At 75.4% G+C, this 12,904-nt stretch carries 13 protein-coding genes; 9 read left to right on the top strand and 4 right to left on the bottom strand.

Features of this window, described 5'->3' with window-relative positions; translation table 11 throughout:
• Nucleotides 1–159 precede the first annotated feature (159 nt).
• The 6 genes from H505_RS39185 to H505_RS0100945 all read left to right on the top strand — a co-directional run bounded on the left by H505_RS39185 (nucleotide 160) and on the right by H505_RS0100945 (nucleotide 4,031).
• Nucleotides 160–1,374 carry an LCP family protein gene (locus H505_RS39185; RefSeq protein WP_084549765.1) on the top strand — a complete coding sequence of 405 codons (1,215 nt, stop codon included), beginning with the start codon at nucleotides 160–162 and terminating at the stop codon, nucleotides 1,372–1,374.
• 9 nt (nucleotides 1,375–1,383) lie between these two features.
• On the top strand, nucleotides 1,384–1,674 hold the full coding sequence (locus H505_RS0100965) for a hypothetical protein (protein ID WP_026400460.1): 291 nt from the start codon (nucleotides 1,384–1,386) through the stop codon (nucleotides 1,672–1,674).
• 85 nt (nucleotides 1,675–1,759) lie between these two features.
• Entirely contained in the window at nucleotides 1,760–1,918 is a 159-nt protein-coding gene (locus tag H505_RS50460) for a hypothetical protein (RefSeq protein WP_169528780.1), read from the top strand.
• 401 nt (nucleotides 1,919–2,319) lie between these two features.
• Nucleotides 2,320–2,460 carry a hypothetical protein gene (locus H505_RS50455; protein ID WP_169528779.1) on the top strand — a complete coding sequence of 47 codons (141 nt, stop codon included), beginning with the start codon at nucleotides 2,320–2,322 and terminating at the stop codon, nucleotides 2,458–2,460.
• 68 nt (nucleotides 2,461–2,528) lie between these two features.
• Entirely contained in the window at nucleotides 2,529–3,017 is a 489-nt protein-coding gene (locus H505_RS0100950) for a glutathione peroxidase (RefSeq protein ID WP_026400459.1), read from the top strand.
• 111 nt (nucleotides 3,018–3,128) lie between these two features.
• Nucleotides 3,129–4,031 (top strand): oxidoreductase, encoded by a 903-nt coding sequence (locus H505_RS0100945; protein WP_026400458.1) that lies wholly within the window; start codon nucleotides 3,129–3,131, stop codon nucleotides 4,029–4,031.
• On the opposite strand, the gene H505_RS39180 is transcribed toward H505_RS0100945, so the two are convergent.
• From H505_RS39180 to H505_RS39175, 3 genes are all read right to left on the bottom strand, one after another.
• Nucleotides 4,032–4,574, bottom strand: a complete 543-nt coding sequence (locus H505_RS39180; protein ID WP_034516108.1) for a methylated-DNA--[protein]-cysteine S-methyltransferase — start codon at nucleotides 4,572–4,574, stop codon at nucleotides 4,032–4,034. It abuts the gene before it with no gap.
• 130 nt (nucleotides 4,575–4,704) lie between these two features.
• Nucleotides 4,705–7,329 (bottom strand): DUF6493 family protein, encoded by a 2,625-nt coding sequence (locus tag H505_RS0100935; RefSeq protein WP_026400457.1) that lies wholly within the window; start codon nucleotides 7,327–7,329, stop codon nucleotides 4,705–4,707.
• Nucleotides 7,326–8,681 carry an SWIM zinc finger family protein gene (locus H505_RS39175; RefSeq protein ID WP_034516106.1) on the bottom strand — a complete coding sequence of 452 codons (1,356 nt, stop codon included), beginning with the start codon at nucleotides 8,679–8,681 and terminating at the stop codon, nucleotides 7,326–7,328. The genes H505_RS0100935 and H505_RS39175 overlap by 4 nt, the downstream gene beginning before the upstream one ends.
• A 106-nt stretch (nucleotides 8,682–8,787) precedes the next feature.
• Here H505_RS39175 and H505_RS0100925 point away from each other — a divergent pair, with 106 nt between their 5' ends.
• The 3 genes from H505_RS0100925 (at nucleotide 8,788) to H505_RS0100915 (ending at nucleotide 10,565) form a co-directional block, all read left to right on the top strand.
• Entirely contained in the window at nucleotides 8,788–9,147 is a 360-nt protein-coding gene (locus H505_RS0100925; RefSeq protein WP_026400456.1) for a hypothetical protein, read from the top strand.
• A 56-nt stretch (nucleotides 9,148–9,203) separates the two neighbouring features.
• The gene (locus tag H505_RS0100920; protein WP_026400455.1) at nucleotides 9,204–9,536 is read left to right on the top strand and encodes a DUF3817 domain-containing protein; all 333 of its coding nucleotides are present in this window, start codon (nucleotides 9,204–9,206) and stop codon (nucleotides 9,534–9,536) included.
• Nucleotides 9,537–9,611: 75 nt separating this feature from the next.
• Entirely contained in the window at nucleotides 9,612–10,565 is a 954-nt protein-coding gene (locus tag H505_RS0100915; protein ID WP_026400454.1) for a bifunctional helix-turn-helix transcriptional regulator/GNAT family N-acetyltransferase, read from the top strand.
• Between the two features lie 1,058 nt (nucleotides 10,566–11,623).
• Here the strand turns inward: H505_RS0100915 and H505_RS39170 are convergent.
• A complete protein-coding gene (locus H505_RS39170) occupies nucleotides 11,624–12,829 on the bottom strand; it encodes a PucR family transcriptional regulator (RefSeq protein ID WP_051299992.1) in 1,206 nt (401 codons plus the stop codon).
• Between the last annotated feature and the right edge of the window lie 75 nt (nucleotides 12,830–12,904).

Below are 12,904 nucleotides of genomic sequence, written 5' to 3'. Positions count from 1 at the left end.
CACTCGGCGGGCATGGGGCGCCCGGGGCGGGGCAGGCTGCGGGGGCGGGACGCGGACCCGAGCACGATGCCCCGTCCCTCGGCATGGTGATTTGGAGCAGTGGACAATCATGCGGGGGATGGAAGCGAGGGACGCCCCGTTTTGTCTATGGTCTACGGCATGACGAACGGCTGGCCGGAAGGCCGGGGACGACGCGAGGAGGGCCGCCGCGTGGCGCGCAGCGGGTATGAAGGCGCCGGAGCGGGACACCCCCACGCGGGCCGCGGACGGGATCCCTACGGCGACGCGTACGCCGATCCCTACGACGACCCCTACGCCGGCGACCAGCTCGCCGGCGCCCGGCCGTATCCGGGCGAGCCCGGCGGTCCGGGCGGCCCCGGCGGCCCGCCGCCGGCCCGGCGCCGCCCGCCGCCCCGCCGGCGCCGGTGGGGGCGCGGGCTGAGCGTCTTCCTGGTCGTCGTCCTGCTGCTGCTCGTCGGCGGCTACTTCTACCTCGACGGCAAGCTGGAGCGCGAGGAGGTCCTGACCGACTACGCCGGCCGCGTCGCCGACACCCCCGGGACGAACTGGCTGATCGTCGGCTCCGACAGCCGCGAGGGGCTGTCGAAGGAAGACCGCGACAAGATGGCCACCGGCAAGGCGAGCGGGCGCCGCACCGACTCGATGATGCTGCTGCACTACGGCGAGGGCGGCACGTCGCTCGTCAGCCTCCCGCGCGACTCGTACGTCCCGATCGAGGGGCACGGGCGCAACAAGCTGAACGCCGCGTTCGCCCTCGGCGGCCCCAAGCTGCTCGTCCGGACGGTCGAGGAGGCCACCGGCGTCCGCATCGACCACTACGCCGAGATCGGGTTCGCCGGGTTCGTCGGCGTCGTGGACGCCGTCGGCGGCGTCGAGATCTGCGTCAAGGAGCCGATGAAGGACCCCAAGGCCGGCCTGGACCTCCAGTCCGGCTGCCAGACGCTCGACGGCGCGCAGGCACTCGGCTACGTCCGGAGCCGGAACTACGCGCGCGCCGACCTGGAGCGCGTCGAGAAGCAGCGGCAGTTCTTCGGGGCGCTGATGAAGAAGGCGGCGAGCCCCGGCACGCTCGTCAACCCGTTCCGCAGCATCCCGCTCGCGACGAACGGCGCGAGCAACTTCCTCGTCGACGAGAACGACCACATCCACGACCTCGCCCGGATGATGTGGGCGATGAAGGGCGTCAGCGGCGGCGACGGCGTGATGACGACCGTCCCGATCGGCGGGTCGGGCAGCTCGGCCGCCGCCGGGTCCTACATCACCTGGGACCGGCAGAAGGCGGGCACGCTGTTCGACGCGCTGAAGCAGGACCGGCCGATCCCGGCGAGCGTCGCGGAGAAGGCCGCGGGTTAGAGTCGGAGCATGCCGGACGCGACACCCGAGGAGAACCTGGAGCAGCTGACGTCCAAGGAGCTGTACGACCGCGCGGTGCGGGTCGCGAAGGACGAGCACGACGTCGGCTTCCTGTGGAACCTGCTGCGCGCGATCCCCCCGGCGGCCGCCGCGCTGGGCGAGACCGGCCGCGCCAGGTTCGACCTCCTGCACGGGCTGTCGCTGCTGGAGGAGTTCACGCACGCGGGGGAGGGCGAGCTCGGCGACGCCCTCCGCCCCTTCTACATCGAGTACCTCACCGAGCACGCCAAGCGGGCTTGACCGCCTCTTTGTCCCCTCTTGATCTCCGTTCGGCCACCCTAGGGAACTACTGTGCGTAGGCATCCGACCTCAGAGGGTGGTTAAAGTGAACAAGAAGCACCTGAAGATCGCGTCCATCGCGTTCTTGGCGTGGTACGTCGTGAGCAGGCCGGAGGGGGCGGCGAGCATGGTCAACAACGCCCTGAGCGGCCTCGGCAGCGCCGCGGAGTCGCTGTCGACCTTCATGAGCGCGATCCCCGCGTAGCCCCGGGCGGTCGTCCCCGGCGGCCGTCCCCCGGACGCGGGCTCCGGGGGCGGGTCTCCGGTGCCGTGTTCCGCGCGCCGGGTCGTTCGCGCCGCGCCCCGCGTGTCGGGTCCTGCGTGGTGAGTCTTGGGTGGTGAGTCTTGCGCGCGGCGGCCGTCGAAGCGGAGGTCATCGACTCGGCGGCCCGCTGATACGGCGGCCCCGGAAGCCGCCCCGGTTCTTCTTCGGCCCCGTACCTCGGACGGTGCGGGGCTCTTTCGCATGGCCACCAAGCGCTGGCGGCCGCGTCACAGTAAAATCGCGCTTTGCGGGCGGACACGCCTGGGCACAATCAAAGCGGGTCATTGTGTCACGGCGCTAGGACAGGGACGGCGTTGCTCATGAAGAAGAACATGAAATATGTGGCGATCGCTTTCGTCATCTTCTACCTCCTGAGTTCACCGAACGAGGCGGCCGGCTTCGTCAACAACATCTTCACGCAGCTCGGCCGGGCCGGCGGCTCCCTCTCGTCGTTCGTGGACGGCCTGGACCTGTCCCCCTGACGGCGGCACCGTGACGCCCTCCCCGGCCGGCCGGCGGCCGGGGAGGTCCGATCTCCTAAGATCGGCCCATGTCTGTCTTCGACGTAGAGATCGAGGGACTGCGGGGCGGCTCCGCGGACCTCGCGCAGTACCGGGGCAAGGCCGTGCTCGTCGTCAACGTCGCCTCCAAGTGCGGCCTCACCCCCCAGTACTCCGGCCTCGAACGGCTCCAGGAGCGGTTCGCCGAGCGCGGCTTCACCGTCCTCGGCGTCCCCTGCAACCAGTTCATGGGCCAGGAGCCCGGCACGCCCGAGGAGATCGCCGAGTTCTGCTCGACGACCTACGGCGTCACGTTCCCGCTGACCGAGAAGGTCGACGTGAACGGCGACGACCGCCACCCCCTCTACCGGGGCCTCGTCGGCGCCCCCGACGCCGAGGGCCACACCGGCGACATCCGGTGGAATTTCGAGAAGTTCCTCATCGCCCCCGACGGCACGGTCTCCGCCCGTTTCGCGCCGCAGGTCGAGCCCGAATCGGACGAGGTCGTCACCGCCATCGAGAACACCCTTCCGGCCTGAACCCGCGCACCCGGGCGGCGATGTGAACCGCACCACACCGCCGTCCGGTTGTCGGCCATTCGAAGGCCGGTCTAGCTTGAGGGCTCCCCGCGAAGCGACCTGGAGGATCCCATGCGAGGCTGGACCGCGGACGACATCGGCGACCTCGGCGGGCGCCGCGCGATCGTGACCGGGGCCAACAGCGGCCTCGGCTACCACACCGCCCTCCAGCTGGCGCGGCACGGCGCGTCCGTCGTGCTGGCCTGCCGCAGCGCCGAGCGCGGGCAGGCCGCCCACGACCGGATCCGCGCCGCCGCCCCCGACGCCGACGTCGCGCTCGGCTCCCTCGACCTCGCCGACCTGTCGTCCGTCCGCGCCTTCGCCGAGGCCCGCACCGAACCCCTCGACCTCCTCGTCAACAACGCGGGCGTCATGGCGCTCCCGCACCGCACCACCGCCGACGGCTTCGAGATGCAGTTCGGCACCAACCACCTCGGCCACTTCGCGCTCACCGGGCTGCTCCTGCCCGCGCTCCGCGCCGCGAAGGCCCCGCGCGTCGTGAACGTCACGTCCGGGCTGGCCTGGAGCGGCCGGTTCGACTGGAAGGACCTCCAGGGGGAGCGCCGCTACCGCAAGTGGGCCGCCTACGGGCAGTCCAAGCTGGCCAACCTCGCCTTCACCGCCGAACTCGACCGGCGCGTCCCCGAGGTGACCGCCGTCTCGGCGCACCCCGGCTACGCCGCCACCAACCTCCAGCAGACCGGCCCCCGCATGCAGGGCAGCCGCCTCCTCGAACGGGTCACCGGCCTCGGCAACGCCCTCATCGCCCAGCCCGCCCGCGACGGCGCCCTGCCCCTGCTCTACGCCGCGACGTCCCCCGACGTGCGCGGCGGCGCCTGCTACGGCCCCCGCGTCCTGCAGTACCGCGGCGCCCCCACCGAGGTCGTCACGCCCCCGCAGGCCACCCGGCCCGGCGTCCCGGCCCGCCTCTGGCAGGTCTCCGAGTCGCTCACCGGCGTCTCCTACGAGAGCTGATCACGGCGCGACGGCGATGTCCCAGTCGAGCGTCGCGGGCACCGCGCCCTCCAGCGTGAGCAGCCACCGCTTGCCTTCGACGCCGCACGCCCCGCTGTACCCGCCGAGGCCGTTCGACGCGACCACCCGGTGGCACGGGACGATCAGCGGGATCGGGTTCGCGCCCATCACCTGCCCGACGACCTGCGCGTGCAGGCCCGTCCCGCTGCGCTCGCCCAGCTCCCCGTACGTCACGACCGCCCCGTACGGGACCGCCTCGTACAGGGTCGAGAGCACCGCCCGGTGCGCGTCGGACGTCAGCCGCCAGTCGATCGGCAGCCCGAACGTCTCGCGGCCGCCCGCGAAGTAGGCCCGCAGGGCCTCCAGCGCGGGGGCCGTCCGGCCCGGATCGTCCACGACGGGCAGCCCGGCCGCCTTGACGGTGCGGGCGCGCGCGCCGGGGGTGTCGTGGAAGTTCAGCGAGACGACGCCGGTCTCGGTCACGGCCACGAGCAGGCGCCCGAGCACGGTCTCGACCGTGCCGAACGCGAGGGTTTCCTCCATCGGTGCGCTCCTTCCTCCCGGTATTCAACCCCGCCGGACCCGCCTTCGTTGCACCGAATGCCGTGGGCGGCACGCTTCGGCGCCGGGGGCGCCCCGTCCCGGGGAAGGAGGACGGGCCGCCCCTGGGCGCTCAGGCCCCGGTCAGGACCCGGTGGAGGCGGGCCGCCTCGGTGACGAGGCGGCTGGAGCCGCCGCGGGCGGCGACCTCGGCCAGCCCCGGCACTTCGTCCCGGGCGCGGACGGCCTCGGCGGTGCGGGCGCCGAGCGCCAGGAGGTCGGGGAGGCCGGACGGGGCGCGGGTGCCGGGCTCGGGGAGCAGCGCGGGCAGCGCGGCGGCGATCACCGGCCAGGCGCCGGCGTGCGCGCCCGCGTTGGCGGCCTCGGCCAGGGACCGGACGGCGCGGTTGGGCGTGATCGCGCCGCTCCGCGCCAGCGTGCCGAGCGCGGTGCCGGTTTCGGCGGCCGGGAGGTGCCCGCGCGCCGCGAACACGAGGAACGCCTCGACCGCGTCCGCGCGCTCGCGGGCGTCCCGGTGCGCGAGGGCGTAGGCGAGGACCGCCGCCGTGGCCGCGCCCGCCGGGCCGTCCGCCGCGGCCAGCGCGAGCGCGGTCGCGCCCTGGCCGGACGCGTACTCGTACGGGTCGAACTGGTGGGGGAGGGCGTGCGCGGCGGCCAACTCGCGGTGCGACGGCAGGAGCGCGGGCCACGACTCGGTGCCGCCGCAGTCGTGCCCCGCGGTGAACTTCGCGTCGTAGGACCACAGTTCCGAGAGGGGTTCCGGGAGGCCGTCCCCGGGGGATGCCACGCTCACGACGCCGTGCGGCGGCGGTTCCGGCACCCGGCCGCGCTCGGTCCGGAGCGGCTCGTCCAGCCGCCTGCACTGGACGACCGGGTCGGGCAGCCCGCCGGACGCGAGCAGCGGCGCGACCGTCCGTCCGGCCTCGGAGACCAGGGATTCCGCGCGGATCGCGGCGTCCGGATCGACGTCGCGGGGGATGCGCAGCAGCGCTTGGGCGAGGTCGGCGCGGCCGGGTTCGACGCCGGCCGCCTCAAGGCGTTCGAGGCGTTCGACGAGCGTCATGGGGGCGATATGTCCGCTGCCCTCGGTCGGTGCGGCCAGCAGCACGGGGGTACGGCCCACCGAGGCGATGATCTCGCGCTTGCGCCAGAGGAGGAGCCGGCGCAGCGGCGGGCCGTCCACCCCCGTCCGGCGCGTGTCGAACCAGCGGGCTGCGGGGGGCTCGACCGGGAACGGGCGGACCAGCATCTGGCCGGCGAGCGCGGCCCAGTAGTGGGCGGCGCGCGTCGACGAATGCAGGCGGTGGTGCTCGGAGAGGTCGACCTGGACGTGCGGGCGCAGGGCTTCGCGCGTGCCCGACGGGTCGGTGAACGCGGACTCGACGAGCGCGGCGAGGAAACGTTCCGTCGCGGCCCAGGCGAACGTCGCGTGCTGCTGTGCGCGGAACTCTTCGGCCAGTTCGGCGAGCGAGGCGATCGGGGCGGGCAGCGCGCGCGGGACGTACGGGGGCGGACCGGACGGGACGGGCGCCGGTTCGGCGCCCGCGTCCACCGCGCCGTACCCGTCGGCGAGCGCGGCGCGGAGGTCCGCGGGGAGCCCGGCGGCCGCGTCCCGCACGGTCTCGCGGGTCGCGGCGTCCACCCGTCCGGCGTGCTTCACCGCGATCTTCACGGCGCGTTCCCGCAGGTCGAGGGCTTCCGTGGCGAACACGGCCGTGACCGCGCGGACCGTCGCGTCGACGCGGTCGCGCTTGCGGGCGGTCCGGTCGAGCCAGCCGAGGGCGGCCCGCACGAGCTTCTTCTCGGGGCGGAAGGCGAGCGCGTCGGCGGCCTCCGCGAACAGTCCGGCGTCGAGGCGGCCGAGGTCGTCCGCCCGCCGGACCTGCCGGAGCGCGAGGCCGGCGACGGTGGACGGGGCGGCGGGCAGCAGCCGGACGTGGTCGCGGACGCGCGCCGCGGCCTCCTCGTCCGACGGGTCGAGCAGGTCGTGCAGCCGGACGAAGAAGCGCAGCTCGTGGGAGGTGCCGCCGCGCAGGAACCGGCCGACGCAGCCGTCGATGAGCGCGGCGCGGTCGAGCCGCCCGGCGGCGGCGAGCCCGGCGAGCGCCTCGGCCCAGTTGGTGGTGCGCTCCCGGTCCCACCGGACGCGGATCTCGTCGTCGGCGAGCGCGCCGCCCACGCCGTCCGCGTCGAACAGCCGGGGGACCAGCGCGTCGAGGAACGGGTCGTCGGCCAGCGCGGCCGGGTCGGCGAGGACGGCCCAGCCGGCGACGAAGCCGTCCGACGCGGGCGCGGCGGCCCCGGCGGACAGGGTGAACTCCGCCGCGATCGGCCACAGGGAGCCCATGCGGTCGTCGCCCGCGCGGAGGCGGTCGGCGACGCGGCGGCCGACGTCGGCGCGCCACTCGGCGGGGCGCGCGGCGGTGACCTTCACCAGGTCGTGCTGCAGGCCGCTGCGCGCGAACCGCATGGGCCACACCTCCAGCTCCCGGCGGCACAGCCAGGCCGCCGCGGCGGCCGCCCCGCCGATCGTGCCCGCGCCCGCGAGCAGCAGCGGCTCGACGTACCCGCGTTCGAGGACGTTCCACTCGGCCTTCGCCCGCAGCTCCCGCAGCAGCCCCGGCAGCGCGTCGGCGACCTCGCGGCGGTCCGCGCCGTCGAGCTTCGCCGCCAGCGCGATGACGCGGCCCTGGTCCTTCGCCTCGATCGCCCCGCGGACGTCGTCCCACGCGGTCATCGGACGGCCTCGGCGGACGCTTCGCGGCGGACGATCCGGGCCGCGAGGACGTGCTTGCACGGACCCCGCCCGCCCCGGTGGTCGTGCCACCACGGGCACGTGCACGACGCGGCGTCGCCGGCGCCGTCGAACCGGACGAGCCGCTCCCCGCCGCCGGTCGCCACCACGGCGACGCCGTCGCCGGTGAAGCGCACGGAACCGTCCTCGACCAGCGCCCGCGCCGCCCGCAGCCGCGGGTTCAGCGCCGCCACCCGGGACGGGTCGTACGGGAGTTCGCGGTGGAAGAACGCGGCCTCGGCGGTGTCGAACCCGACGCGGCCGGACGTCCCGAGCTGGACGAGCGCCGCCTTCGTCCGGTCGAGGGGCAGCCCCGAGCGCTCGGCCAGCAGGTCCGGCTCGACGCGCGGCTCGAACGCCAGGAGCGCGCCGACGAGGTCGGCGTCGCCCGCCGCCTCGTCCGTCGCGAGGGCGTCGAGCACCGCGCCCTCGCCAGAGAACCCGCGGGACCGCTCCGGGGACAGCGCCAGCACGTAGCGCATCCCGGGCAGCTCCAGCTCCCACACGCTCGCGGCGGGGCCGCTCCCGGCCGCGACCGGCGGTCCGTAGGCGCGGAGCGCGCGGGCGAAGCGCAGCAGCGGGAGCATCGTGCGGAGCCTGTCCGCCCCCGCCAGGCACACCGCGCCCGGCGCCGGACGCGGCGCGAGCCGCAGCGTCCGCCCGGCGGGTACGGCCCACATGGGGTTCCGGCCGCGCAGGGATCGCAAGAACCGGACGGCGTCCGGCCCGGTCAGCTCGGCGCGCGGGTCGAACCCGGCCGTGATCACCTGGACCTCGGCGAACCCGCGCAGCCACCGGTCGGGGAGGGGGACCTTCTTCTCCACCACGGCGCCGTCCAGCGTCGTGACGGCCAGTTCCTCCTCGCCGACCGCGAGGTGCAGCGGGTCGGAGCCGCCGACGCGGGCGAGGGCCTCGCGCAGCGGGCCGTTCACGTCCACGTTCGTCGTGCCGCGCTCGTGCACCTCGCCGTCCATCGCGGCCTCCAGGACGTCCAGCCGCGCGTACACGCCGCCGCACGCGGAGAACGACTCCAGCCGCAGCCGGTCGCCGTTGCAGGTGACCACCGGGTCGCGGAACCCGGTGGGCCGCGGCTGGTGGTAGCGGGTCTGCGCGACGTCGGCCAGTCCGATCAGCGCCGCCGCGGCCGGGGCGGCCTGCGTGAGGACGCCGCTGAAGAAGTGCGGATGCGCCCGGGGCCCGCTCCCCGTCGTCCCGCCCGACGTCGACAGCCCCAGCAGGCCGCCGTCCACCCCGGACGGACGCGTGTACGAATAGGACTGTTCCGTAGTCGCCATGGGAGGGAAGGTAAAGGATCCTTCCGACAAATAGCCGAGCGGCGCCGGTCCCGTCTGCGGCGGGGGTGTGCGCCGACTCCCGGAAGGGCGGGGTAGTCTCGATGACGTGCGACGGTTCCTCACTCCCGGCTGGCTCGGCCTGCATGCGCTGGCGATCGTGCTGTGCGCCGCGTTCCTCGGTTTCGGCTGGTGGCAGTACGACCGCGCCCAGGCCGGCAACGACCGCAGCTGGGCCTACACCTTCGAGTGGCCGATCTTCGCGATCTTCGTGGTCGTGATGTGGGTCAAGATGATCCGGGACGAGCGCGACGGCGTGGACTCCCCGGCGCCCAAGGTGATCGAGGAGCCCGCCGAGGCCGCGGTGAAGCGGGAGATCATCCGTCAGCAGGAGGAAGAGGACCCCGCCCTGGCGGCCTACAACCGCTACCTCGCCCGGCTCAACTCCCAGAGCGACCGGCGCGACTGACCCCGCACGAGCCCGGTCCGCGCGAACGGCCGCCGGGCCGCAGAAAGGTGTGAACTGTGGAAGGCGCGGTGACCCGGTACCGGATCCTCGCCATGCTCGTCGGCACGCTGCTGGTGCTGCTGGTGATCGGCATGGTGCTGAAGTACGGTCCGACCGACATGCCCGAGATGGCGGGCATCGTGTCCCCGATCCACGGCTTCTTCTACATGGTCTACCTGGCGGCCGCCTACGACCTGTGGCGGCGGACCGGCTGGCCGCTCAACCGCATGGTGCACATCGTGCTGGGCGGGATCGTCCCGCTGATGACGTTCTTCGTCGAGCGCCGGATCGTCCGCGACGCCCGCGCGCTGCAGGCGTCCGGGAAGCAGCCGGCCGAAGCCGGAGTCTGACCTCCCCGTCCCGTGGACCCGGGCCGCCTCCCGGCGTATCGTTTGACTGAGTCAAACATCTCCGGGGAGGCGCCGATGGAACCGGCCAGGGAGGACGTCGCGACGGTCCGGGCGTTCAACCGCTTCTACACGGGCGTGATCGGGGTGCTGGGCGAGGGGCTGGTCGACACCCCCTACTCCCTCACCGAGGCGCGCGTCATCTTCGAGCTGGCGCAGCGGGACCGGACCGAGGTGCTGCCGCTGCGCCGCGCGATGGGCCTGGACGCCGGCTACCTCAGCAGGATGCTCGCCCGGTTCGAGAGCGACGGCCTGGCGACGCGGGAGCGCTCGGCGGAGGACGGCCGCCGCCAGGTCGTCCGGCTCACCCCGCGCGGCCGCGAGGTGTTCGCGCTGCTGGACGAGCGGTCCGCCGACGAGGTCCGGGCCCTGCTCGCCGGGGTGCCGGGCGCGGACCGGGCGCGGCTGCTCGCCGCCATGCGGACCGTCGAGGAGGTCCTCGGCGAGCGCCGCCCGGCGGCGGCCCGGCCGGCGCTCCGCCCGCCGCGCCCCGGGGACCTCGGCTGGATCGTCGAGCGCAACGGCGCCCTCTACGACGTCGAGTGCGGCTGGGACCGCACGTACGAGGCGCTCGTCGCGAAGGTCGTCGCCGACTACGTCGAGAACCACGACGCGGAGCGCGAGAACGCCTGGATCGCCGAGCTGGACGGCGAGCGCGTCGGCGGGGTCTTCTGCGTCCGCCGCACCGACGACGTCGCCCAGTTGCGGCTCCTGCACGTCGAGCCCGGCGCGCGCGGCGCGGGCGTCGGGGCGGCGCTCGTCGACGCGTGCGTCCGCTTCGCGGAGGAGGCCGGCTACGCGGAGATCATGCTGTGGACGACGGCCCTCCAGCGCCCGGCGCACCGCGTGTACGCCCGCGCGGGCTTCGTCCTCACCGAGGAGGAGCCGCCGGTCTCCCGCTTCGGCGACACCGTCCACGGGCAGGTCTGGCGCCGCAAGCTCTGCCGCCCGGCCGGTCCCGTGCGCGCATGAGTCCGGGCCCGCGAGGTGCGCGCACCTCGCGGGCCCGGACTCCGCAGCGATCCCTGACTGCGTGCGGCGGCCGAGACGGGGGTCGGACGGAGTGCCGGCCGCCTTCGGGTCACCGGCGCATGGCCGGACGGGTTGGGAGCCGGGCGCCCACCTCCTTTCGGGAGCGGACCGCCGGGTCGCGCGGACCCGGGCGGCGGGACGGGAGCGGGTGCCGCGCCGACACCCGCGTGATGTTCGGGAGAGCCCCCGGCGGCCGGAGGGAAAGGCGGCCGCCGAGGGGACGTCGACGGTGGACCGCGGGATCGGTCCGCCGTGCGCTCTCGTTCCGGGAGAGCCGCACGTCCGCCGGGCCCTGGGAGGGCGGGCCGCGGGTGGCGGAGCGCGCGGTCCCGGTGGTCGGGAGAGCGCGGGCCGCCGCTCGGCCGCGGGCTCGCGGGCCGGGGGTCGGGACGACCGTGGGAGCCGGGCTCCCGCCGGACCGCGGGCCCGCCCGCGCCGGGCGGCGGCGCCGGGGCGGCGATCGGACCGGCGCGGGACCGTGCCGGGACGGGCGCGGCCCCGCGGGGGCGCCCGGTGGTGGGCGGTCCGGGCCGGCGGCGTCCGGCACGGCGCCGCCGACCCGGCCGCGGGGGAGCACCGGTGCCGCGGGGGCGTGCGGCGCCGGCGTCCGGTGTTGGGCGGGGTGCCCGCAGGACGGGGAACGGGACGGTCCGGTGCGGCCGAGGGCCCGAGGTGTGCCGCCGTGCACGGCGTCCGCGGCCGGCGTCGGGGGACGCCGCGCGCCGGGCCGGGACGTGCCGGGGACGCCCTCGGCCGCGCCGGTGAGGCCGCCACCCGCGGTGCGTCGCATCTCGGCCTCCTCTCGTCCGGGACCTGGGGCTTTGCCGCCCCGCGGTCCGCTCGTTCACTCACTGTCACGAACTCGTTGCGTTAAGTACCCTGGGGTCATGCCCGCGTAAACCGGGGTGTGCGCGCGGAATCATGATCGTCACCAGACTTTGCCTTCGCATTGCCCTGCGGGCACGCGGAGCGGCCGGGAACGCCCGCCGCGGGCGGGGTCAGCCGAGGCGGCGCAGGGTGAGCGCCGTCGCGCACAGCAGGGTGCCGCGGGTCGTGCGGGGGGCGACGCCGATCAGCCGGGACGTCCGGGCGAGGCGGTTGTCGACGGTGTTCGGGTGGACGGCGAGCGCGGCGGCGGTGCGGCGCCGGTCGAGGTCGTGGTCGAGGAAGGCGCGGAGGGTCTCGAGGAGCTCCGGGTGGCCGTCGAGCGGGTCGAGGACCGCGGCGAGCGCGGGACCGCCGTCCGGCGCGCCGCTCAGGTGGTAGTCGAGCAGGACGTCGCCGAGCTCGTAGACGCCGGGCGGACGCCCGGTGGCGCGGGCGATCCGGGCGATGCGGGCGGCCCGCGCGGACGCGCCGGGGACGTCGGCGGCGCGGGCGCGGGCCGCGCCGACGGCGGCGGGCTCGGCGCGGCCGAGGGCGCGGCGGAGCTCGTCCATCCGGTCGGCCGCGCGGAGGGGCAGCAGGACGTGGACGCCGCGGCCGTCGAGATGGGTGAGGGTCGCGCCGCCCGCGAACCCCTCCACGGCGGCGCGGACGCGGCGCTGCAGGCGGCGCTCGGCGACGCCGGCGGGGCGGTCGGGCAGGGGCAGGTTCAGCACGAGGAAGGAGTCGGGCAGCGGGACGCCGTAGCGTTCGGCGGTGGCGCGCGCCGGTTCGCCCGCGACGAGGGCCCGCGCGATCTCGCGGAGGGCGTCGCGGCGCTCGTCCTGCACGGCGGCCTGCGCCGCCTGGTAGGCGTCGGCGACGGCGGCGACGACCCGGTTGGTCTCGCGGATCTGCAGGCGGGCCAGCAGCGGGAGCGCGTCCCGCTCGGCGGGCCGCACCTCGGCGACGAGCGCGTCCCAGATCAGCTCGGCGCCGATGTAGTACGTCGACAGGAGGGTGGACAGGCCGACGCCCTCCTCGGCGCGCTGCGCGGCCCGCTCGAGGAAGAGGCGCCGGTCGTCGCGGTCGGCGGGGGTCCCGCCGAGCAGGTCCAGGAACTGGCGGATCGCGAACCGGGCGGTGGCGGCGATCTCGAGGTCGCGCATGTCCGCGGGCAGGTCGGCGTAGTCGGGGATGGCGGCGAACCGCCGCTCGGCCAGTTCGCGCGCGAGCCGGTTGACCTTCGGCTCGCAGCGCGCCGCGACCGCCGCCGCGATGCGCCGCGCCTCCCGCTCGTCGATGACCGGCCCCCCTTCAGCGTGATTGTGACATGTCACAGCGATCCCGGGGTGAACAAGGGACGGTCGCCGATTGTGGAGGCCCGCGTCCGCGAGGAAGGGTGATCCGTACCA

The sequence above is a fragment of the Actinomadura rifamycini DSM 43936 genome (assembly GCF_000425065.1).
Lineage (GTDB): Bacteria > Actinomycetota > Actinomycetes > Streptosporangiales > Streptosporangiaceae > Spirillospora > Spirillospora rifamycini.
The sequence above is the reverse complement of the archived record's forward strand: the minus strand, read 5'-3'. Positions and strand labels throughout refer to the sequence as shown.

Bases quoted from the DNA above. Each gene is read 5' to 3' on its own strand.
- H505_RS39185 (WP_084549765.1), top strand. From the start codon at position 160: ATGACGAACGGCTGGCCGGAAGGCCGGGGACGACGCGAGGAGGGCCGC.
- H505_RS0100965 (WP_026400460.1), top strand. From the start codon at position 1,384: ATGCCGGACGCGACACCCGAGGAGAACCTGGAGCAGCTGACGTCCAAG.
- H505_RS0100950 (WP_026400459.1), top strand. From the start codon at position 2,529: ATGTCTGTCTTCGACGTAGAGATCGAGGGACTGCGGGGCGGCTCCGCG.
- H505_RS0100945 (WP_026400458.1), top strand. From the start codon at position 3,129: ATGCGAGGCTGGACCGCGGACGACATCGGCGACCTCGGCGGGCGCCGC.
- H505_RS39180 (WP_034516108.1), bottom strand. From the start codon at position 4,574: ATGGAGGAAACCCTCGCGTTCGGCACGGTCGAGACCGTGCTCGGGCGC.
- H505_RS0100935 (WP_026400457.1), bottom strand. From the start codon at position 7,329: ATGACCGCGTGGGACGACGTCCGCGGGGCGATCGAGGCGAAGGACCAG.
- H505_RS39175 (WP_034516106.1), bottom strand. From the start codon at position 8,681: ATGGCGACTACGGAACAGTCCTATTCGTACACGCGTCCGTCCGGGGTG.
- H505_RS0100915 (WP_026400454.1), top strand. From the start codon at position 9,612: ATGGAACCGGCCAGGGAGGACGTCGCGACGGTCCGGGCGTTCAACCGC.